Below are 22,220 nucleotides of genomic sequence, written 5' to 3' on the forward strand. Positions count from 1 at the left end.
CATCCTTATGAAAAGACATGGTTTTAGAAAGTCATCCGTAGGTTTGATGAGTCCTGCATTTCAAAGCAAAGAAAGCAATGGTTTTTTTCGTCGGCAATCGGATAAAAAAGAAGCATTAGTTCCCAATGCAATCAATGATCATTTTTTTGACCCCTTCCTACAAAGAGCAACTGAAGAGAAAGAATCAGCGGATCCGGTACAGAGTAAGGAAGATGCTGAAGATAAGGTAAGCATGAAAGAAAATGCCGAGGAAGAAATAAAAAAACAAGCGAATTCGGAAGAAGAACCGGTACAGAAGGCAGAAGAGGAAGAAGCTGTTCAATCCAAAATAGAAGATAGTTTGCAAAAAGCAGAGGAAGAGGAACAGGTAAGTGCGTCAAGCGAAGAAGAAGAGGCGGTTCAACAAATGTCTGAAGAGGAGGAAGCTGTTCAGTCCAAAACGGAAGAGGAGGAACCTCTTCAAGCAAAAAACGAGGAAGAAGGCATTCAGGCCAAAGAAGATGGATCAAAGGAAATTAAAAGAGGCCAAAGTCAGGCCGATAGCATAGAAAGTACACTTTTTCAAGAAAAGGGTAAAGGCATGGCCCTAGTGCCTGATGTCAAACAAAAGATGGAGAATAGTTTTGATGCTGATTTTAGTAAGGTTAGAATTCACACGGGTCAAAAAGCACAAATGATGTGTAAAAAGATTCATGCCAAAGCCTTTACCCATGGTTATGACTTGTTTTTTGGTCAGGGACAATACCAACCGGAAACCAAAGCAGGAAAACACTTATTGGCCCATGAGCTTACGCATACCATACAGCAGAAAGGAAAAACCAAAAAAACTGTACAACCCAAATTAAATGATGGGCATGATTTTCATCCAACAAGTAGGTTTTCCACCATTGAACTACTTGAAGATATATATGACAATTATACAGTCTTGAAAATCGGCTCTAGTGGAAAAGAAGTAATGCTATTGCAATACGCTTTAATTGGTTTAGATTATCGTTTACCAAAATATGGTGCAGATGGCTCTTTCGGTGGGGAAACTAGCAGAGCGGTAAAAGCTTTTCAAGCAGATATGGGTTTGACTGTGGATGGAATTGTTGGTAGGCATACGATTAGTTACCTTGATAAACTTGACAGAAGAGTGGATGTTGCCGACCCTGAACTACCGATTACCATTGATACTAAAATCAACTTAAATAATGTAATAGCGCAAGCCGGAGCAATTCCTTCAAATACTTTAAGCCCCGTAGATATGGGGAGAGTATTTCCTGAAAATATTGAGGTTAGATTAAAATTGGTAGATGATGGGGCGATGTGGCACCCTATAATTACCGGATTAACAGGTCATTATTCAGTTCAAATAGGTTTGCTTCCGGGAATGAAGGAAGTCACAGGGCCGGGAGGAAACACCACAGAAGATAATTATTGCGATCAGATCAAGGATTTAAACAGTAATGCGCTTTCTTATGTAGATTGGTATATGGAGGATGCTATTTTAGCCCATGAAAGAGTTCATGCCTCTAAAATGCGTGAGACTTTGATTTCACCTGTCGTTTTGAAACCTTTAGAAAAGGCGATAATTGATTTGGCTTTTCCAAAAAATAATTTGGTGTTCAATGAAAAGGTGGCTGAAGTGATGCTGAGAATGGATAAAAGGTTTGAAGATGCAGTTTTTGAAACAGAAATAGCCTGGATAGAAAATTTTATTAATGTTATAAAAGATGACCATGGAGACCCGAAGGGTACCGGTCCTGCATATAGAGAAGGGAAAAAAATTGTAATGCCGATGATTAATAAAATTCGAAAGCATGCAAAAGCAAACAATTGGTCTTCATGTCCGCATGGCAGTACTTAGGATGAAAATGGTTATGAATAATTCTTGAAATGTAGTCAAAAAATGAATTGATGCAAGCAGTTGTATGAGCCACTTTAGTTCCAAATCCAAACTTAATCGAGGGCATTCCTCACAAAACCAGTCTGACCGATTTTTTCAGGCCAAATTAACGGTTGGACAGCCCGGTGATCAGTATGAGCAAGAAGCTGATGCCATGGCAGATAAAGTGGTACAAGAAAAAACGCAAGAAGAAAATGTTCAATCCCAAACAGAAGAAGACATCCAAACCCAGTCTATTGCTGAGGGGCTGACACCTTTGGTACAGAAAAGCACGAGCAACCCTGACTTACAAACGAATGAAGAAGGTGAAGATCAACTTTCTTTGGAGGCTGAAGAGGAGGGAGCCGAAGAATCTGTACAAATGAAAAAGGAAACAGAGACAGGTATTCCACCGGGTTTTGAACAGCAACTTAATCAAAATTCCGGGGGGGAAGCAATGGATCAAGAAACCCTATCGGGTATGGAGCAATCCTTTGGTGCAGACTTTAATGAGGTTAGGGTACACACAGACAGCCAGGCAGTACAGATGAGCCAAGACATAGGCGCACATGCCTTTACCCATGGTAATGATATTTATTTCAATGACAACCAATACAAACCTAGGGAAAATTCTGGACAGCACCTTTTAGCACATGAATTGACCCATACAATTCAGCAAGGAAGTAGTCCCGCGATACAAAATAGTACGATCCAAAAAGAAGGAGAAGAGGAAGCAGCTCCAGAAATGGAAGAAGAAACCGGAATTCTCGACGAAAGTGCCAAGACCATTACCTTTGACAAAATACCAATCCCGGGCTTTAAGTTGCAAGACCATAGGGGAACATTGTTTAGTAGCAAGGCACCGCTTAAAAGGAAAAACAATTATTTACGAGGCAATACGAACCAAAGGGATGGGGTTTGGAGGGAAGAAATTAGCACGGCAAATATAACGACGAAGTTAAATACGCTTTATGAAGAACATCATAAAACACCCCCTACGTCAGATACTACTCATGTTTTTAAAGCAAAAACCAATGGTCGTGGTGTAAAGCCAACTTTTATCGGTGGGATAGATGTTATTTCAAAAGAATTAACTACTCCAGGTTGGGGGAAAGATAAAAGTTATAGGAATTTTCATGTGGACCATATTGTGGAGCTACAGTTGGCCAACTGGAACACTGCAACTTGGCCCAATACTCTCGATAACATGGAATTGTTGGATGCCAGCAAAAACACTTCTAGTGGTTCTGTAATTAAAGGTCAAATTACTGAAAAACTCAATACTTTTAGAGAAAGACATGGGGCTCAATATCCCGGTGGGGATGCCACCTTTAAAAATAATTACACCTTGGTTTTTAATCAGGCAGATGCTTTAGCAGGAGGAGATGGAAACGCCACCGAAAACGAATTTTGGACCAAAAATCAAATTGAAAGTGGAGATCATTTAGAGCCCATAGAAGTAGGCAATTTAGCAGATATAGGTAGTGAAGGGGAGGTGCGTATCTTTCCCAATGAATCGGGAGGAATAAGCAAAAAGTTTGTATGGACAGGAGAGGGCAGCCCTGTTAGGTCTTCTGAGAAAAACTGGTTGGGAAAACCCTTCAGAATTACTGCCAAGCAGTTTGTTACAGAAGGTGAAAATGTTGAAAACACAGAAAATCTTGGCAGCATCTCAGTAAACATACCCTCATCTGATAAAACATGGGCTCCATGGCCCGAAGACAAAGTTTTTCCAGTTAAACGCTACCCCGGCTCAAAGTATGCGGGATACCTTACCAAACAATCCATTAAGTCAGGTTTGTATGGATTGCGTATTAAGAAGGCAAGTCCCGTGGAAATCCTTGAGTTGGATTTATTGCCTACAGGTATAGAGGCCTACGGGCAGATACTTCCCAGTATTCCCATTTTCGAAGGCAGCCCTATTGAACTATTTATTTCCAATGGAGAAATTCGGGTATCAAAAACCTTTGCCATTGAAGAAATCAATGTTCCGGCTCCTTTTGAGATCAGTGATAGTTCATTGACAATTTTTGCAAGTTCCAGAAATGGCTTAGGATTGACCGGCCAAACAAATTTTGCCATCAATCAGGTAGGTGAAGGTCATATTAGCGCTACGGCATCTACTGCTTCAGGGTTTGAACTTGAGGGGGCATTTAATTTTGATTCTGAATTATTTGATCCGGCGGAGATCAATATGGAATACAAGGAAAATATTTGGACCATAGGTGGAGAAATAGGAATTCCGGAAGGCAAATTAAGGGGTATCAAATCCGCAACCATTACGGCCAGTTACAGTGAAAACAATTTCTCTGCAACAGGTGAAGCGGAATTGGATGTTCCGGGGGTAGAACGGGGTAATATGGCTTTCAATTTTGGAGAGGACGGTTTTTCTTTCAGTGGAGATTTTGACTTAAATAGTGATATACCGGGGATTACCGGAGGAAATGTTGCTGCCAGTGTTGCCAAACCTGCAGGAGCGGAGAATTATGAAATAATGGTTACCGGAACCGCTAATCCGGATATACCGGGAATTTCATCCACACTGACCGTAACCTATGAAAATGGTGCGCTAACCATAGAAGGCTCAGCTGCCTATAGCCGAGGTATGCTGAGTGGAACAATAGAAGTGGGAGCCACCAACCGAGCCATTGGTGAAGATGGTCAACCAACAGGTGATCCGGATGAGACCATGCGGGTGTATGGTGGAGGGGAGCTTACCTTACAACTTACCCCATGGCTCGCTGCAACTGCAGGAGTAAGGTTACTTCCCAATGGGGAAATAGAGGTAACAGCCAGGCTGGCTTCAGAAAGTTATGAAGTTTTCCCAAGAAAAGAATTCAATAGGAATTTGTTTAGGGCGCCAACCATAGAAATTCCTTTGTTTGCCATTCCCATAGGTCCACGAAGTATAGGTTTGGTAGCTCAAATTGGAGGTGGTTTGGATTTTACCGCAGGATTTGGACCGGGAGAGCTCAGAGAAATATCAGCTGAAATCACCTATAATCCTGAAAGGGAGGATGAAACTACCATCAGCGGTCATGGGGAGTTTGGCATTCCTGCAGATGCAGGACTTACCTTAAGAGGAGACTTGGGATTGGGAGTAAGTGTAGCCATAGCTAGCTTGACAGGAGGTATAGAGTTAACCGGGGAATTAGGTTTGGAAGGAGAAGCGGCAGCTGAAGTAGATTTAAATTGGGGACCGCAAACCGGCTTGTCACTAGATGCAACCGGAAGGATTACTGTAAATCCTAAGTTTATCTTTGAGGTAAATGCCTTTGCCAGAGCAAGTCTCGGTGTAGGACTTTTGTCTGTATCCGAAACATGGCGGCATAACTTGGCCGGTTTTGAATGGGGTCCTGATATACAATTTGGATTGGTGTTTCCCGTCAATTATCGTGAAGGAGAACCTTTTGATATGTCTTTTGATGATATTGAAGTGATTTACCCTGACTTAGATATTGTAAATATGGGAAAAGGACTTGCACGAGATATAAAAAACGATTTATTCGATTAAATGAGTATTATGGAAAAAGAGAAGGCAATTGCCTTGAACAATGAGGGGGCCAGACATTTTTTAAATCAATCTTTTGGTAAGGCAGAGGAATGTTACCTTAAAGCCTACGCTATAGACCCGAAAAATACCTCCCTATTAAATAATATGGGACTTTATTATCAGCAGCAAAAATCCATCGACAAAGCCATAAGCTTTTTTGAAAAAGCAATAAAAATAACCGTCAAGCCTCATTTCTTGGTTAATTTAGGAAATGCCTTGTCCATGAAAGGTGATTTTGAGTTGGCATGGAAAAAGTATTTTGAAGCCAGTGAGCGGTTTCCTGAACATGAAAATGCAAAAATTGGCATGGCCAAGTTGGCTACACATATTAATAAATTGGATCAAGCGGTTCAAATATGGCAAAACATCATAGCTTCCAATCCAAACGAACAGTATAAGATTCATCTGGTAAAGGTTTATATGAAGAAGCAGGCTTGGGAAAGAGCCATCCAATTATTGAATACCATGGATTTGAATAGCAAAGAAGCTAAGCTATGGTTTTTAGCGGGACAATGCGAAATGCAGTTAAAAAATTTCGGGTTGGCCCTTAAAGCATTTAAATCAGCATTAGCTGAGGAGCCGGACAATACCAGTTATCGACATTATTTGGCCATGACTTACCTCGGTATGGGGAATGTGGAAGATGGATTGGATCAATTGATGAAAAATGAACGGTTGGCCCCAGAAAACCCAGCCATATTAACAGATTTAGCTGTAGTATATTTGAGTAAAGGAGATTTTGAAGCAGCTTCAGGCTATCTCAACAAAGCATTGAATTTTGCTCCGAATTTTGAAAAGGCCTTGTATTACAAGTCTCAATTGAATCAAATTAATTCTGCCCGACAAAAACAAAATTGATAAACAGTAGGTATTTCTAAAGATTTATGAAACAATTGTTGATTTTTTTGGAAAAGGTGATCAAGAGCAGAATGGACCATGAACTTGGGAAAACGGAAACACTGGCAAAGCCAAATCTGGATTTGTTCTTTGATTCGAATGACTATCTAGGAAAAACAATCAAAGCACTCGATATAAAGAACCAGGAGTTGTTGCTGTTATCATTGGCGATGGTACCCTATATCGACCCTGGATTTTTGAGTAAAATGGTTCAGGACTACTTTCCCGAAGGGACTTCTCTACCGGAGTTTGGAGGCTATAAAACAAAATACCATAGGGGAATTATTCCTACAGGAGAAACCCTCATGTATCTTCTGGCAGGGAGTGACCCTGACTCCAGAAAGAAATATTTTTCAATATTCAGAGATTCCAGATTATTAAAGGAGGGGCATATTATTCTTGGAGAGGCAGCTGAAGAAGAACCATTTTATGCTGCCCCTTTGTATCCTGATCCGGAATTTGCAGATAAAATTTTAATGGAAAGCATTAGGCCTCCAAAACCCAGCCCCAATTTTCCTGCAGAAAGGATTCAAACCGACCTAGACTGGGAGGACTTGGTTTTGTCTGAAAAAACACTAATCCAAATTAGGGCATTGGAAGACTGGCTGACTTATAATGATCGGCTTATGGAAGAATGGGGTTTGAAAAAAAGTGTAAAACCAGGTTATAGGGTTATGTTTTTTGGCCCTCCGGGCACAGGAAAAACTCTTGCATCAGGTTTATTAGGGAAATATACCGGTAAAGAAGTGTACAGGGTAGACTTATCTTTGGTGGTTTCAAAATACATTGGAGAAACAGAAAAAAATCTTTCCAGGCTTTTTCAAAAAGCATCCGGTAAAGGATGGATCTTGTTTTTCGATGAAGCTGATGCACTTTTCGGAAAAAGAACCAACCTAAAAGATGCAAAAGACAAGCACTCCAATCAAGAAGTAGCTTATTTGCTTCAAAGAATAGAAGCTTACCCTGAAATGGTAATTCTTGCATCCAATTATAAAAGTAATTTAGATACTGCTTTTATTAGAAGGTTTCAGACGATAATTGACTTTGAGCCTCCCGGTGTAGCTGAAAGGTTGGCTTTATGGAAGCAGTATTTGCCGAAAACGGTAAAGCTTGATGAAAAAATAGTAATAGAAGATTTGGCACGAAAATACCAATTGACCGGTGCCAATATTGTCAATATAATTCAACAATTGGGATTAAAGACTTTGGCAGGAAAACAAAGTCAAATCAATGAAGACTTATTGATCCAATGTATTCGATATGAAATTCAGAAGGAAGGTAAGATCCACTGATTTCCATTTCACCCAAAATTTTTAAGTAGTTTAATCAACAACCACAATGAAAGAAAAAATAAAAGTAGTCCAGCAGCTTTTGGTAGAAAAAGGTTTGTATAATGGAGCAATTGACGGTGATTTTGGACCTAAAACCCTTGCTGCGTTAAATCAGGTAGCAGGTATCCCTCAAAACCTTCCACAAGTAAGAAAAATCACCATGATGATACAGCTAGGGGCAAGGGAGAAAGGCTTTAATTCTGGAGCAATTGACGGGATGTGGGGCCCTCAAACTCAATTTGCCTTTGAAGAATTGGTGTATTTGCAAAAGTTTGGTAAGCCAAGTGATCCTTGGAGACCGGAAGACATAAACCCAATGAATCGATGGCCAAGACAGAATTCAGCGGCTTTTCATGAATTCTATGGGCTTAGGGCTAAAAATCTGGTTACCATTCCTGTGCCTTATGAAATGAAAATTGCTTGGGACATGAGGTACAGGGCAAGAAAGATTACCTGTCATAAAAAAGTAGCGCAAAGTTTATACTTGGTGCTGGAAAATGTTCTCAAAATATATGGGGAAAATGAAATTGACAGATTGGCCTTGAATAGATTCGGTGGTTGTTTCAATAACAGGTTGATGCGTGGAGGGACCCAATGGTCTACCCATTCCTGGGGTGTAGCCTTGGATTTTGACCCGGCGAGAAACCAATTGAAGTGGGGTAGAAATCAGGCCGCATTTGCACATCCTGTTTACAATGACTGGTGGCGATGCTGGGAAGAAGAAGGTTGGGTGAGCCTTGGTAGAAGAAGAAATTATGATTGGATGCATGTCCAAGCCGCTGAAATATAATCTCAACCCATAATCCCTTTTCGAGCTGAAATTTTCCATTTTGCCATAGGCTTTACATATGTGCTTTATGAGAACCAAGGTTAAAGCCCCAACGGGGTTCAATTGAAGCAAAGCAAAAAAACAACAAGCACATATAAGGGGTGGTATGGAAGTATCCGATATTCCACGAATCAGAAGGTGAAATCGTTAGGTTTACCCTTAAAAGGAAATTATTTAAGCTATTAAGGCTCAAAATATTTGATATGCAACTTTGATGTTCTAATTTTAGAGGATAAAGAAATTACTGCAATTGATTTTTATGGATGAAGCATTTCTTTATGCAATGGCAATTTTTTATTTAACAATGGGTGTAATGCATTTTGTAAAACACCGTTTGTTTACAAGTATTATTCCGCCCTTTATTCCTGCACCCAAACTGGTTAATAAATTAGTAGGGAGTATTGAGCTGGGATTGGGGGTTGGCTTGTTCTTTGAAACAAGTCGTACTGAAGCTGCCTATGGAATCATCCTTTTGTTAATTGCGGTATTTCCAGCCAATCTATACATGTACCAAAAAAAGCATTTAGGTATTCCAAAGTGGTTGTTGTTGATAAGACTACCGATACAATTGTTATTAATTGGCTGGGCGTATATGTACACTTAAATTAGAGAAAATTGACTTTTAGTGAATTTAATTTTGTTCCCGAACTACAAGAAGGTTTGGACGCAATGGGTTTTGAAAAAGCAACCCCAATACAAGAACAAGCAATACCAATTATATTGGATGGCAAAGACATTATTGCCACCGCACAAACGGGAACGGGTAAAACTGCTGCTTTTATCTTGCCTGTTCTCAATAAGATAAGCAAAAGCAATGGGAAAGGTGTGAAGGTATTGATCATAGCTCCAACCCGAGAATTAGCCATTCAGATTGATCAACAAATTCAGGGCTTAGCCTATTTCTTAGGTATTAGTTCAATACCTATTTATGGAGGAGGGGATGGAAAGGTGTGGGAACAACAAAGGAAAGCTTTGGAAATGGGGGCTGATATAGTGGTCGCTACACCTGGAAGATTGATCGCTCTGCTAGCAGGAGGTAAAGTGAAATTTGACAGCCTTGAAAACTTGATTCTTGACGAAGCAGATAGAATGCTAGACATGGGCTTTTCAGACGATATTTTAACCATCGTCAAACATCTTCCACAAAAAAGGCAAACCCTGTTGTTTTCGGCAACAATGCCTCCAAAAATCCGACAGTTTTCACAGCAAATTTTGCACAAGCCGGAGCAAATTTCTATTGCCCTTGGTAAAACTGCAAAAGGTGTAAGTCAATATGTTTATCATGTTTTTGATGGCCAAAAAGAAGCATTAGCTAATCATATTCTTAAATCTCAAGATTATCAGGCGGTCATCATCTTCTGTTCCACCAAAGACAAGGTAAAGTCTTTATTTAAAACCCTGAAAAAATCATTTATGGTGGAGGCTTTTCATGCTGATTTGGATCAGAATGAGCGGGAAAAAATCATGTCTGCCTTTAAAAATAAATCGCTTAAAATATTGGTAGCTACAGATATACTGTCCAGAGGTATAGATGTGGAGGACATTGAATTGGTAATCAATTTTGACAGTCCAAATGACCCGGAAGATTATGTTCACCGTGTAGGAAGAACAGCAAGGGCTGAGAAAAAAGGGAAGGCTGTAACCTTCGTAAATGAGAAGGATAGGTACAAGTATAGAAATATTGAAAACCTTATCGGCATGGAAATTGAGGTATTGCCTAATCCGGAAGATATCGGTGCAGGGCCTGATTTAAATAAAAAGCATGCTAAGAAATCTACCGGAGGTAATAAAGGGTCTTCATCAAATTATAAAAAGAAAAAGCCTTTTAGAAAACAGTCTAAACCTAAAGCAAATAGAAATTCAAATAGCCCTGAAAGTGGAAATCAGGAAACCAAGGCTAAAGCCAAACCCTCAGATGGAAAAGGGAAGTTTCGTGAACGTAAAAACATTAAAGATGGGCTTGATTAATTGATTGTAAAATTAAATCATACCTATGCTTGCATCTGAAAAATCAATATACATAATTGGCGCCGGAATATCCGGTTTAGTGGCTGCAATTGAATTGGAAAAAGCCGGTTATTTCCCGGTGATTCTTGAGGCTTCAGACGGTATAGGGGGAAGGGTTAAAACCGTTGAAGCATACGGTTATTTACTCGACCAAGGTTTTCAGGTGTTGCTCACTTCATACCCCGAATTGAGCAGGTACCTTGATTTGGGTAAACTGAACTTGAAGAAGTTTAAACCCGGAGCAATAATTTTTGAAGGAGGGGAGGATTCTTTTGCTGTACATGATCCCATAAGAAATCCTATTAAGTTGTTTTCCATGGCGTTTTCTAAAGTGGGTACAGTCTGGGACAAATACAAAATGTATTCCCTCACCAAAGCACTTAAAGAGAAGCGTATAGAAGAAATCTTTGACAGCCCCCAGCAATCAACTTTAGCTTATCTGGAAGAATATGGTTTTTCGAAAAGAATTATTCATAATTTCTTCAAACCATTCTTTAGAGGGATTTTTCTCGAAGAAAAGTTATCAACTTCTTCTGCAATGTTTGAATTCGTTTTTAAAATGTTCGGGGAAGGTTATGCTGCGGTTCCTGAAAAAGGGATGGGAGAAATTAGCCAGCAACTTTATGCTCAACTTGAGCACACACAGGTACGGTTTCAAACAAAAGTAACTTCGATAGAAAAAAACACCATTCATTTGGAGTCGGGGAATCAATTGACTGCTGACCAAATTATTATTGCAACAGTTCCAAATGAGATCATTGGTAAAGAAATATTAAAATACCACATGGTTACCAATTTGTATTTCACTTTGCAGCAATCTTTTATAGGTAGGCCAATGATAGGGCTTGTACCTGATGAGGAATACCTTATAAATAACATGGTTTTTATGACAGATGTAAGTAAGCGTTATTCCAGTGATGGGCGAGCACTTCTTTCTGTTTCCATCACCAAGGATATTGAAGGTGTTGAATCATTAGAAAATCAGGTTTCTAAGGAGTTGGAAGCATTGACAGGTATCAATGCCAATCATTTTGAACACATCAAAACTTTTTCGATTGAGAAAGCATTGCCCGTACTTTCAGAAGTTAAAAACACATTACCACTGCAACATGTGAAATTGTATGACAATGTTTATCTGGCAGGTGATTACCTATTAAATGGCTCAATAAATGCAGCCATGACTTCCGGAAGACTTGCAGCCAAGACTTTAATGGCCAATGACGGATAGTAGGGTAGGTCAAGTTATCCATGTTTTATTCTGAATTGCTGAAGAAGAAGGGTTTTAAAAGGCTTTAAATTCTTGCTTGGAAGGTGTACAAATCATGGTAACGTCCCTTGGATTGAATCAATTCATCATGACGTCCACGTTCTACAATTCTACCTTTTTCTATGACCAAAATTTGGTCGGCTTGCCTTATGGTACTTAGTCTATGGGCAATCACAAATGTAGTCCTGCCGGCCATTAGACTTTTTAAACTGGACTGAATAAAATGCTCACTTTCTGCATCTAGATTACTTGTTGCTTCGTCTAAGATTAATATGCGTGGGTCAGCTAATATTGCCCTGGCAATAGCCAATCTCTGTCTTTGACCTCCGGATAGTTTTACTCCCCTTTCTCCAATTACAGTTTCCAGCCCATTTTCAAATTGATCAGTAAATTGATTCACATAAGCAGACTTAACTGCTTCTTGAAGCAATTCCTCAGAAGCATCCGGTCTTGGGAACATGATGTTTTCCCTGATTGTCCCCTCAAATAGAAAATCATCCTGAAGTACTACTCCCAATTGCTTTCTAAATGAATCCAGATCCACTTTACTTAAGTCCTGACCATCTATGCTAACAGTGCCTTGAGTTGGGATTAGAAAGGAAGCAACGAGGCCTGAAATGGTTGTTTTCCCAGATCCGGAGCTACCAACCAAAGCGGTTACGCTTCCCGGTTCAGCAACAAAATCTACCCCTTTTATTATCTCGGATCCGGGATCATATTCAAAATGAACATTGTCAAAAGATACCCTTCCCTTTATTTCCGGGAGCATGATATTCCGGTTAGCAGGATCGGCTTCTAATGGTATATTCATTAACTCCTGTGTCCTGTCTAGTCCTGCAAAGGCCTCCGTTAATTGGCTTCCGATATTGCTCATTTGAAGGATCGGGGCGATCATAAAACCCAATAATAAAGTGAAAGCTAGGAAATCCCCGAAAGTCAATTGGTCTTCCATGATCATGTAGCCACCAATTCCCATAATGCCTGCAGAGGCTAGACCTAATAAAAAAGTCGCCGCACTTGTGACAACACTTGTGGCTGTCAAACTGCTTTTTACATTTAAAAAGAGTTTATTTACTCCCGATTCAAATATTTTGGTTTCCTGATCTTCTGCATTGAAGCCCTTAATTACCCGAATCCCTCCTAAGGTTTCTGTTAATCGGCCTGTAACGTCTGCATTGATTTTACCTCGTTCTCTAAAAATGGGTCGGATTCTTCCAAAGGCTTTCAAAGAAATTACACCAAAAATTATTACCGGAACCAATACATATAAAGTCATCTTAGGACTGATGTAAATCAATAGCACAAGACTTATTATTGAAGTTAACAATCCTCCTACCATCTGAGCTAGCCCTGTTCCTACCAGGTTTCGGACTCCTTCCACATCTGTCATTACCCTGGATACCAATTCACCTGTTTTGGCATTGTCAAAAAAACGTATCGGTAACCTTATAATATGGGCCTGCACTTCAACCCTTAATTTTGCAATAAGGTTTTGGGCTTCAACACTTAATATTTGTGTCAATCCAAATGAGGTTACTGCCTGTACTGTGACAGCTATTACCACGGCTACAATAAGCCATTTAAGCAATTCAAAATTGCTTGATGGAATTACATCATCTACCAAATATTTGCTCGCCCATGGTAAAACCAGCCCGGAAAGCCTACTTATAATAATTAAAACAAGTCCAATGAATATATATTTTCGCCTTGGCCAAATAATGGTTTTAAAAACACTATTTAAACTAACATTACTTTTATTTTTTGCCATAGAATTATTTGAAGAGGGATTGAATTATAAACAAAATTTCACTAAAAACATTCCCTTTGGTGAATTCTATTTGATGATGACTTGTTTAATTTTTTAAATAACTTCTAAAAGTATGGTTTTGCTAAAGAGTTTACCTTTAAAATATAAAAAATTAAACGTCATTCTTTTACTTCCGATTAATTAATCGTAATATTGCAATGAAGCGATGGTTGTACCAATTCCGGTCGATTTAAATTTTAAACTTCCATAAAGTAACCATCGTGATACAATCGAATTATTAAAACAATAAGGATATGAAACTTTCAGAAATCAAACCCCTGTTGACAAAACAGAAAGAATTATTATTTCAATTACCTGATGGATCTTTGGTTCCGGAGCATTTTCATGTAACCGAAGTAGGGAAGGTGGTTAAACATTTCATAGACTGTGGAGGAACAGAAAGAAAAGAGGAAGTGATTAATTTTCAGCTTTGGTCTGCAGATGATTACAACCATCGTTTACACCCGGAAAAGTTACTTCACATCATTGAATTGTCGGAAAAGGTGCTGAAGTTAAATGATACCGAGATTGAAGTAGAATATCAGGGACAGACCATCCAAAAATTTGGCTTAGAATTTAGTAACGATCGATTTTTACTTACAAGTAAACAAACCGATTGTTTGGCCAAAGAGCAATGTGGTATTCCTGAAAAGAAGCCAACATTGAAAATGGTTTCAGCTGAATCTGCTGGGGCATGTACTCCCGGAGGAGGTTGCTGTTAATAGGTAGGCATAGAAAAAAGTCAAATTTCCCTTCATCATAAATTCTTAAAAGGAGATATGGTGAAGGGTAATTTTTTTCTTTTAATGCTTTCTTAATGGAGTCTCGGATTGAACCCTTTAATATAATTGGTCTAATCCCTTCAAAATCTGTGATTATTTATTGCTTTCGTTGATTACAAAAATTGGACTTTGATTAATGGATTTTAAAATAGGGGCAATTATTCTGGTCATGTTTCCTATTTTTGTATAAAATAGTCTTTTGCACCTTTATGACAATTGGAGATAAGATAAAAAATGAAGTTTTTCATTCTGAATTTAACTTTCAGACCTCTAGAAGTAGTGGGCCCGGAGGGCAAAATGTAAACAAGGTAAACTCAAGAGTGACATTGTTTTTTAATGTGCCCAATTCTCAGTCATTAACTGAAGCAGAAAAAGAGCTATTAATGGGTAAATTTCCTAATAAAATGGACAAGGAAGGTAGCCTCCATTTTGATGCCCAATCCTCTAGATCTCAACTGGAAAATAAAAAAACGGCGGTAAAGAAGTTCAATGAATTTCTAGAAAAAGCATTTGAAAAGAAAAAGAAAAGAAAAGCCACTCGACCTAGTAAAGCTGCAAAGGAAAGAAGATTAAAGGCCAAGCGAGTCCGTTCAGAAAAAAAGGCCATGAGAAATAAAAACTTTTAACCTACTACAAACCCTGTTCCCTAAGATCTGCCTATTAAAATATATAAGGCTAAAACTGCTAATGACAGCTTTAGCCTTATTGAATGGTACTTTTTTAATGCTTAAACCAAATCTGACCAACCGAATTTGTCTGGACTCAGGCCCCTTCGGATGTCAGCAAGTCTATTTTTTATTCGATACATGTCTGCATTCTCATCGACAAAAGTTTCAAAGACCTCATCTCTATAAGCAATTTCTTTAATAGGTGAAATTACAGCTGCAGTACCCACCCCAAAGGCCTCTACCTTTTCCCCTGAACGAATTCTTTTCAGAATTTCAGTAACTTCAATGGCTCTTTCTTCAACTTCAAGTCCCAAGTCGGGAGCAAGGTTAAGGATAGAGTTCCTGGTAATCCCATCCAATATACTGTCACTCAAAGAAGGGGTAAGCAAGGTTTTTCCATTGAGAATAAACATGATATTCATGGTGCCGGACTCCTCTATAAACTTACGTTCTTTGGCATCTAGCCATATTATTTGATCAAAGCCATCTTCTTTGGCTTTGATTTGTGGTAAAAGAGAAGCTCCATAATTCCCTCCGTTTTTTGCTGAGCCTGCACCACCTCTTGAAGAGCGGATATATTCTGTTTCTACTTTTACCCTTAATGGTCGGGAATAATAGGCCTTAAGTGGTGAGAGCACTACCATAAATAGATACTCCTGGGAGGCGTCTACACCTAATTTGTTTTCAGTTGCAATGGCAAAAGGTCGAATATAAAGGGCATATTCAGGATCATCAATTACCCATTCACTTTCTTTGCTTAGCAGTTCGCGTATTCCATCGATAAAACATGAAGCAGGCAAGGGAGGCATGGCCATTCTTTCTAGGGAACGGTTCATTCGCTTAAAATGGCTTTCCAATCTGAATACATTGATTTTACCATCCACTGTGCGAAAGGCTTTTAAGCCTTCAAAAACAGTTTGCCCATAGTGTAAACACATGGCCAAGGGGGATAAAGAAATATTTTGAACCGGCCCAATTTTAAAATCTGACCAAGCTCCATTTTCATAGCCGGCTACCAACATCCGGTCAGTTGCCTGTAATCCGAAGGTGAAATTATCAAAATCAAAATCAGGCTTCTGAGTTATCGTTTCGTTCATCATGGGTAATTCTAAATTATTGAAACTTCTTTCTTTTCATTTTAAGAAAAAAGTAATTCTTTTTAACCTATTGAATATCAATTGCTTTTTTAGATGATGATAAAACCGATGCTTTACGGGTTTTTTTAAGTAATTTTTTACCTATAAATAAATAGGCTACTCGATTGTTCTACAAAATCAATTGATTGTGATTGCAAATTAAATAAGAATCTTTGATTGGTTACAGATACAATTTATTTAAATTTGAAGGGTACAGTTCAAAATCTACATTAATGACTTTATTCGAAGAATTGGCTGAGAATTTCCAAAACCTGATTACAAAAAAAACTTTAAAATTAGGTGACAAAATGCCTTCTATTCGAACGGTTAGCAAAGAATATGGAGTTAGTAAAAATACGGTAATTCAAGCTTATTTGCTTTTAGAAAGCAGATCCTTTATAGTTTCCAGACCACAGGTGGGTTTTTTTGTTTGTCAAAGAGAAGACCAAATCTTGCCCATGCCCATGGCAAGTAGCCCCAATGTCAATGGCATGGTAGGGAAAGAAGATGGATTAATTGGCAAAGTCTTTTCTCATTTTGTAAACAAAGACATCACCCAGATGTCTTTGAGTGTGCCTGACGAGTCTTTTTTTCCTGTCGCCAGATTAAATAAATGTATCCAAACAGCTACCAAAACTTTGGGGGCAGGAGGGACTGCTTACGATGATATTCAAGGCAATATGCGATTAAGGAAAAATGTTTCCAAATGGTCCTTTACTTGGGGAGGGAACCTGGGAGTGGATGAATTGGTGACCACTTCCGGGGCCATGCATGCCATTTCCTTGGCATTTATGGCTTTGACCAAGCCCGGTGATCGAATAGGTGTCGAAAGCCCTGTTTACTTTGGCATTTTGCAACTGGCCAAGAATATGGGGCTTAAAGTGATTGAACTGCCTACTGATCCTGAATATGGGGTTTTGCCCAAAGATTTGGAAGAACTGGTTGATAAAATTGACATTTGCTTGCTGGTGAGTAATTTTAACAACCCTTTAGGCAGTTGTATGCCTGATAACAATAAAAAGGAAGTAGTAAAGCTCTTGACTAAACACAATGTTCCACTCATTGAAGATGATTTGTATGGAGATGTATACTTTGGTCAATCACGTCCTAAACCATGTAAAGCTTACGATACAGAAGGGATTGTGTTGTGGTGTGGCTCTGTATCTAAAACCTTGGCCCCAGGCTATAGGGTAGGCTGGATGGCTCCCGGGAAATTCATGAAAGCGATTTTAAAGCTTAAACTATTTCATTCTGTATCCGGGACGACAATTACCCAAGAAGCCATAGGATTATTTTTAGAAAACGACTATTATGAAAAGCACCTCAGGCAGCTAAGGGCAAGGTTATATAGCAATTCTTTGCATTTTATCCGAGCTATCGCCGACTATTTCCCAAAAGGAACTAAAATAAGTAGACCCCAAGGAGGCTTCGTCTTATGGGTAGAATTGGACAAAAAATGGGATACAGGTAAATTATTTGATAAGGTCTTGTCCAGAGGGATAAGCATTGCTCCCGGTAGGATGTTTACCTTGCAAAGTCAGTTTCACAATTGTCTCAGGTTAAATTATGGGCTGCCATGGTCGGAAAAGTTGGAAAAAGAACTAGAATTGTTGGGGCAGATTTTAAAAGAATAAATCTTCTTAAAACCTGCCCATATGGATGTTAAAATTCCTTTTCACCAAACTCACTTTTAACAAATCTGGATTTGTTTTTACCGGGATTAATGGTGTAGCTAAGATTCAATAGTATCATATCTACTTCCAAAACATAGTTGGTAGTGGTGTAAAAAGCATCTTTTCTCCAGGTGGTAATTCTTTGCTCGTTTGTCGGCAATAGCCCCATGTCCATATTTAACCACTGTAAACTAGCGGTGAGTCTGTCTCCCATAAAAGTTTTCTTGGCTACTAGATTAGGGGATAAAAACCTGGAATCTTCCCCTTGAGCTGTTATCCTTTTGGAAAGGTAGTTTAGGGACCATTGCAAACTAAAGGTAGAAGAAAAAGCATAACTCGTATTGGCATTGATGGAATACACCCAGGCTGAATTATCAATGGGGCGATTGTCAAACTCTCCGGTAATTTGATATTGGTATAAATTCCCACCCGCAAATATTTTCCAATTGCTTGTTGGGTTGAGCTCCAGGCCCGCTTCCAGTCCAAGAGATCTTCCTGTGCCCACATTTGAATAAATGCGATTCAATATGGTGTCATTATAAATGGTGTTTACTCTATTTACTAAGTTTTGAACATTTCTATAGTAAGCCGTTGCATAAAAACTATTTTCACCAAAGTTTTTAACAAAGCCCGTTTCCACAAGGTCGATAAATTCAGGCAATAAAGTTGGATCTCCCTGTTCCAATGTCTCGGAATGTTCCCTTTCAGGGAAGGGATTCATTTTAAATGTTGTAGTACGATCTACTCTACGGCTGTAGGCAGCTTTAAAGTTGAAATTCTCGTTTACGTTGTATCGAATATTGGCTGAAGGGTAAGGTTTAAAGAAATCGTAGGTATAGGTGCTGTCAACCGTATTGCCTTTGTCTTTCAAATGCAGTATACGATCCATATGCTCAAACCTTAAACCTGCCGTATAATTCCACTTGCCTTTGTTGCCATTTACCTGACCGTAGACAGCATGTATCAATCTTTTTAAATCTACATTTGAGGAGAATTCAGGAACCAATACAAATTCCCCTTCAGTATTTTTTCTTTCGTAGACAAAGTCCCCCAAATGGTTCAAACTTCTAAATTGATATCCTCCCTCAAATGATCCCCAAGGCTTGGCTTTTGCCTTATAGTCAATTTTCCAACGAACTCCATGCAAAGGATTATCATTGGTATTGTACTCATCTTGGTAGATAAAATCCATATTTGGGTAGCCAAGGTTTCTATTGGTGGTGGGACCTCCCAACATGGTGTATTCGTACAGAAAAGAAGAAGATATGGAAGATTCATTATCAAATATGTGGGAGTAATCTAAACTACCCAAAGCAAAATCACTTTTACGTATCCTCAAATTCTCATTGTAATATTGCATGGTATATAGCCTCTCTCCATCTTGCACAGCATGATTGTCATAATATACAATGTCAGCGGTACGGTCTTTACTTCTGATGCCGCCATAAAAGCCCAGACTGAAATTGTTTTTTTCATTGGGAGTAAACCCTAAAGTAAATCTTCCAGAAAAAGCCTCTTCATCAAATCCACGCTCGCCATCTGATGGGAAATAAGTTGTTATACCATCAATTATGGTGTAAACTTCACCTTCTCTTCGCCCATTGATGTCATTTCTCAAATAACTGGCTCCAAAAGAGAGGTCCCAAGCTTCACTTTTGTGGTTGATAGTGAAATCTGCTCCGTATCTTTGGGGTTTTTCTTTGTTGTTATAGTCTTGAATGCTTGGAAGCCCAAGCCTTGTATTCACTTGAATATAAGTGCCATCTGTTGCTCCTTTTTCTGTAGTTATATTTATAATTCCGGCCTTGCCTTCAGGATCATATTTAGCTGATGGGGCAGTGACTAATTCAATGTTTTTAATGGCATTGGCCGGCAACTGACTGAGAATAATTGAGGGATCAGATTGGACCGGTTTGCCATTGATCATGACCACAAAACCTGTTGCACCCCGAACAGACAGTTCTCCCTCTGCATTAATTGATACCGATGGTAGATTTCTTATCAGATCTATAGCGTTACCTCCTTTTCCCGTCAAAAACTCGGAGGAGGCAAAAACCTGGCGGTCCACTTTGTGCATGGTGGTAAACCGAGAACCGGAAACTTCCACCATGGCCAGTAATTGCTCATCCGGAGAGATTAGCAATGTGCCTAAATTTAAGGCTTTACCTTTCTCAACATTTACAGGGCTAATAATTAAATTTTTATAGCCCATAAATTGAGCGCTTAAATAATATTCACCTGCTTTTAATCCCTCCAAGACAAATGTACCATCGGGTTCAGTGATAGTTCCATTCACAAGGCTTGAATCCGCAGGACTGTAAAGGCCGATACTTCCATACTCAATGGAAGTGTTTTCATTGGCATCGTTTAAGGTCCCTTTTATCAGCGTTTGCGCAAATGCAGCATTGAAAAAGAATAAATAAAATACGATTAGATGGGCTTTTTTCATTTCTTATTTTGTTAAGATGCAAAATAAGTGAGGAAAAGTACTAATCCTGCGGTAGATTTTTACCAATAATGGTGAATTTAGGACAATAATCGGGCACGATACTCCAAAGGGGTTAAAGTAGTTTGAGATTTAAAGAATTTTATAAAGTTGGATGCGTCTGAAAAATTCAGTTGGTAGGCAACTTCATTGACAGGAAGATTGGTATGTGTCAGTAAATTTTTGGATTCTATTAAGAGTTTTTCTTTGATGATTTCAATGGTGTTACAACCAGCTGCTGCCTGACAAATTTGATTCAATTTCCGGCTGCTTAATTTCATAAGGTTGGCATACTCTTCCACAGTCCTCAATTTGATATAATTATCATTGAGTAGTTTTTTTAACCTACTGAACTCACTTACAAAGCTTGGATGAACTTGGTCTTTTAATGCAGGGAGGTAGAGTGTTTTTAAAATAAGTGTATTGAGGTGAGCTGAGAGAAGGTCCAAGGGCTCATTGGCTTTAAAATCTCTATAAAATAGGTTGAGTTGATCCATTAAAATAGAGTTTTGTCGCGGAAGGTTGAATTTATCATGTAATCGAAAAAGATTGTCTAAAGCTGCAGGATATTTGGCAAGTGCTTCCTCCTTAAACATCACCACATAACCTTCAGGGATTTTCGAAAAATCCCAACAGTGGACTTGCCCAAGGTTTAAATAAAAACCAACAGGAGGGCGGACTTCATATTTGATGTCATCAACTACATGGTATCCGGATCCCTGATTTAAAAATATCAATTCATGGTATCCCTCATGCCGATGGGGTTTGGTTGGTTTAATAACAGGCTTCATTTTTGAAACCTTGATCACCAATTCTTTCTCAATTTTATTTTTTTTGCCTATTTCCTTCACTTCTTTTTCCATAGCCCTTGTGAACTTTCTAATTTTTTTCCCTTATTTACATATAGCAAACTTACAGAAGCATTTTAGAGAATTTACCACTTAAATGGGATTTATTTCGACCTAAGAAATTAAATCTTTACCTACCCAAATATTGCCTACGAATTTTTAAACATTTATTAAAGAAAAGTAATTACCTACAAATCAATACTATACAATGTGTTTGTTGATTGTTAGGGTCCAAATTAAATATGAATGGATGTAATCATTTCATTAGGATTACTAATAATTTAGAGTGTCTAAAAATAATATCATTAGCAAAAGATTTAGTTATATAATTGATCAGGTAGGTGGAAAATTTTAAGAAAATAATAGATAATTATATTGTTAAATAACCATTAAATTATTAAAATTTCTTCTTCGAAAAGGAATGCTTAATTGGAAACTAGGAAATGTTCCCATAAATTCGAAGGGTGTAGTGTTATTTATCCTACTATAAATAAAATGAAAGATTCCGATGTACTATTGTTAAAAGCTATGGCCTTGGACAATGTGAAAGCATTCGAAGCCATTTACAATAAATATTGGGAGCTATTAGTGAGGCAAGCTTTCGCCAAACTAGGAGATGTTTCCGAGGCGGAAGATTTGGTGCAGGATATTTTTTTAACACTTTGGAACAACAGAAAATCCATAGCCATTCAGAAAGAACTCAAGGTGTATTTGCTCACTGCTGTAAAATATAAGGTTTATAGGGCCATTTATAAGAGAAAGGTACTATGTGATATTGCCGAGCTTGATGAGGTTCATATGAAATCCGAAGCGCCCAGAATCTTGGAGTTTGAAGAATTGTATGAAAAAATTGAAGTAGCCATTAATAAATTGCCTAAAGGACAAAGAGAAACGTTTAAGCTAAGCAGAATTAATCAACTTTCTACAAAAGAAATAGCTTCAAAATTGCAGATTGCCCCTCAAACAGTACACAATAAAATCCATTTGTCCTTACTTTTTATCCGGGCGGAAATAAAGAATTATCTTTTCGGTTAACCGGTAATTCAAAATAAAATTTTCCCAAATTATAT

The 22,220-nt window shown here is 38.5% G+C and carries 16 protein-coding genes; 12 read left to right on the forward strand and 4 right to left on the reverse strand.

Translation table 11 applies throughout. The annotated features are described in order from the left end of the window. Positions 1-7: 7 nt before the first annotated feature. From Q4534_RS05620 to Q4534_RS05655, 8 genes are all read left to right on the forward strand, one after another. Complete coding sequence (locus tag Q4534_RS05620; RefSeq protein ID WP_303612190.1) at positions 8-1,849, forward strand: DUF4157 domain-containing protein; 1,842 nt, start codon at positions 8-10, stop codon at positions 1,847-1,849. Positions 1,850-1,913: 64 nt separating this feature from the next. Continuing rightward, on the forward strand, positions 1,914-5,381 hold the full coding sequence (locus Q4534_RS05625; RefSeq protein WP_303612191.1) for a DUF4157 domain-containing protein: 3,468 nt from the start codon (positions 1,914-1,916) through the stop codon (positions 5,379-5,381). Positions 5,382-5,390: 9 nt separating this feature from the next. Next, entirely contained in the window at positions 5,391-6,278 is an 888-nt protein-coding gene (locus Q4534_RS05630) for a lipopolysaccharide assembly protein LapB (RefSeq protein ID WP_303612192.1), read from the forward strand. A 26-nt stretch (positions 6,279-6,304) separates the two neighbouring features. Beyond that, entirely contained in the window at positions 6,305-7,609 is a 1,305-nt protein-coding gene (locus Q4534_RS05635) for an ATP-binding protein (protein WP_303612193.1), read from the forward strand. A 46-nt stretch (positions 7,610-7,655) separates the two neighbouring features. Next, the gene (locus Q4534_RS05640; protein ID WP_303612194.1) at positions 7,656-8,438 is read left to right on the forward strand and encodes a M15 family peptidase; all 783 of its coding nucleotides are present in this window, start codon (positions 7,656-7,658) and stop codon (positions 8,436-8,438) included. A gap of 352 nt (positions 8,439-8,790) precedes the next feature. Then, the gene (locus Q4534_RS05645) at positions 8,791-9,081 is read left to right on the forward strand and encodes a DoxX family protein (protein WP_303612195.1); all 291 of its coding nucleotides are present in this window, start codon (positions 8,791-8,793) and stop codon (positions 9,079-9,081) included. 11 nt (positions 9,082-9,092) lie between these two features. Next, positions 9,093-10,445, forward strand: coding sequence for a DEAD/DEAH box helicase (locus Q4534_RS05650; protein WP_303612196.1), 1,353 nt, complete (start codon positions 9,093-9,095; stop codon positions 10,443-10,445). Between the two features lie 25 nt (positions 10,446-10,470). Then, positions 10,471-11,712 carry an NAD(P)/FAD-dependent oxidoreductase gene (locus tag Q4534_RS05655; protein WP_303612197.1) on the forward strand — a complete coding sequence of 414 codons (1,242 nt, stop codon included), beginning with the start codon at positions 10,471-10,473 and terminating at the stop codon, positions 11,710-11,712. A 64-nt stretch (positions 11,713-11,776) separates the two neighbouring features. On the opposite strand, the gene Q4534_RS05660 is transcribed toward Q4534_RS05655, so the two are convergent. Beyond that, positions 11,777-13,519 (reverse strand): ABC transporter ATP-binding protein, encoded by a 1,743-nt coding sequence (locus Q4534_RS05660; RefSeq protein WP_303612198.1) that lies wholly within the window; start codon positions 13,517-13,519, stop codon positions 11,777-11,779. A 293-nt stretch (positions 13,520-13,812) separates the two neighbouring features. Between Q4534_RS05660 and Q4534_RS05665 the strand changes: the two genes are divergently transcribed. After that, positions 13,813-14,280 carry a DUF6428 family protein gene (locus Q4534_RS05665; protein WP_303612199.1) on the forward strand — a complete coding sequence of 156 codons (468 nt, stop codon included), beginning with the start codon at positions 13,813-13,815 and terminating at the stop codon, positions 14,278-14,280. 269 nt (positions 14,281-14,549) lie between these two features. After that, positions 14,550-14,966, forward strand: coding sequence for an alternative ribosome rescue aminoacyl-tRNA hydrolase ArfB (gene arfB, locus Q4534_RS05670; protein WP_303612200.1), 417 nt, complete (start codon positions 14,550-14,552; stop codon positions 14,964-14,966). Positions 14,967-15,067: 101 nt separating this feature from the next. On the opposite strand, the gene Q4534_RS05675 is transcribed toward arfB, so the two are convergent. Further along, positions 15,068-16,108 carry a branched-chain amino acid aminotransferase gene (locus Q4534_RS05675; protein WP_303612201.1) on the reverse strand — a complete coding sequence of 347 codons (1,041 nt, stop codon included), beginning with the start codon at positions 16,106-16,108 and terminating at the stop codon, positions 15,068-15,070. Positions 16,109-16,377: 269 nt separating this feature from the next. Between Q4534_RS05675 and Q4534_RS05680 the strand changes: the two genes are divergently transcribed. Continuing rightward, complete coding sequence (locus Q4534_RS05680) at positions 16,378-17,778, forward strand: PLP-dependent aminotransferase family protein (protein WP_303612202.1); 1,401 nt, start codon at positions 16,378-16,380, stop codon at positions 17,776-17,778. A 28-nt stretch (positions 17,779-17,806) separates the two neighbouring features. Here the strand turns inward: Q4534_RS05680 and Q4534_RS05685 are convergent, their stop codons facing one another. After that, positions 17,807-20,266, reverse strand: a complete 2,460-nt coding sequence (locus Q4534_RS05685; protein ID WP_303612203.1) for an outer membrane beta-barrel family protein — start codon at positions 20,264-20,266, stop codon at positions 17,807-17,809. Between the two features lie 77 nt (positions 20,267-20,343). Further along, positions 20,344-21,165, reverse strand: coding sequence for an AraC family transcriptional regulator (locus Q4534_RS05690; protein ID WP_303612204.1), 822 nt, complete (start codon positions 21,163-21,165; stop codon positions 20,344-20,346). A 480-nt stretch (positions 21,166-21,645) separates the two neighbouring features. Here Q4534_RS05690 and Q4534_RS05695 point away from each other — a divergent pair, with 480 nt between their 5' ends. Then, positions 21,646-22,185 carry an RNA polymerase sigma factor gene (locus Q4534_RS05695; RefSeq protein WP_303612205.1) on the forward strand — a complete coding sequence of 180 codons (540 nt, stop codon included), beginning with the start codon at positions 21,646-21,648 and terminating at the stop codon, positions 22,183-22,185. Positions 22,186-22,220 lie beyond the last annotated feature (35 nt).

This window comes from Cyclobacterium sp. 1_MG-2023 (assembly GCF_030546805.1).
GTDB lineage: Bacteria > Bacteroidota > Bacteroidia > Cytophagales > Cyclobacteriaceae > Cyclobacterium.

Bases quoted from the DNA above. Each gene is read 5' to 3' on its own strand.
- Q4534_RS05620 (WP_303612190.1), top strand. From the start codon at position 8: ATGAAAAGACATGGTTTTAGAAAGTCATCCGTAGGTTTGATGAGTCCT.
- Q4534_RS05625 (WP_303612191.1), top strand. From the start codon at position 1,914: ATGAGCCACTTTAGTTCCAAATCCAAACTTAATCGAGGGCATTCCTCA.
- Q4534_RS05630 (WP_303612192.1), top strand. From the start codon at position 5,391: ATGGAAAAAGAGAAGGCAATTGCCTTGAACAATGAGGGGGCCAGACAT.
- Q4534_RS05635 (WP_303612193.1), top strand. From the start codon at position 6,305: ATGAAACAATTGTTGATTTTTTTGGAAAAGGTGATCAAGAGCAGAATG.
- Q4534_RS05640 (WP_303612194.1), top strand. From the start codon at position 7,656: ATGAAAGAAAAAATAAAAGTAGTCCAGCAGCTTTTGGTAGAAAAAGGT.
- Q4534_RS05645 (WP_303612195.1), top strand. From the start codon at position 8,791: ATGCATTTTGTAAAACACCGTTTGTTTACAAGTATTATTCCGCCCTTT.
- Q4534_RS05655 (WP_303612197.1), top strand. From the start codon at position 10,471: ATGCTTGCATCTGAAAAATCAATATACATAATTGGCGCCGGAATATCC.
- Q4534_RS05660 (WP_303612198.1), bottom strand. From the start codon at position 13,519: ATGGCAAAAAATAAAAGTAATGTTAGTTTAAATAGTGTTTTTAAAACC.
- Q4534_RS05665 (WP_303612199.1), top strand. From the start codon at position 13,813: ATGAAACTTTCAGAAATCAAACCCCTGTTGACAAAACAGAAAGAATTA.
- arfB (WP_303612200.1), top strand. From the start codon at position 14,550: ATGACAATTGGAGATAAGATAAAAAATGAAGTTTTTCATTCTGAATTT.
- Q4534_RS05675 (WP_303612201.1), bottom strand. From the start codon at position 16,108: ATGATGAACGAAACGATAACTCAGAAGCCTGATTTTGATTTTGATAAT.
- Q4534_RS05680 (WP_303612202.1), top strand. From the start codon at position 16,378: ATGACTTTATTCGAAGAATTGGCTGAGAATTTCCAAAACCTGATTACA.
- Q4534_RS05685 (WP_303612203.1), bottom strand. From the start codon at position 20,266: ATGAAAAAAGCCCATCTAATCGTATTTTATTTATTCTTTTTCAATGCT.
- Q4534_RS05690 (WP_303612204.1), bottom strand. From the start codon at position 21,165: ATGGAAAAAGAAGTGAAGGAAATAGGCAAAAAAAATAAAATTGAGAAA.
- Q4534_RS05695 (WP_303612205.1), top strand. From the start codon at position 21,646: ATGAAAGATTCCGATGTACTATTGTTAAAAGCTATGGCCTTGGACAAT.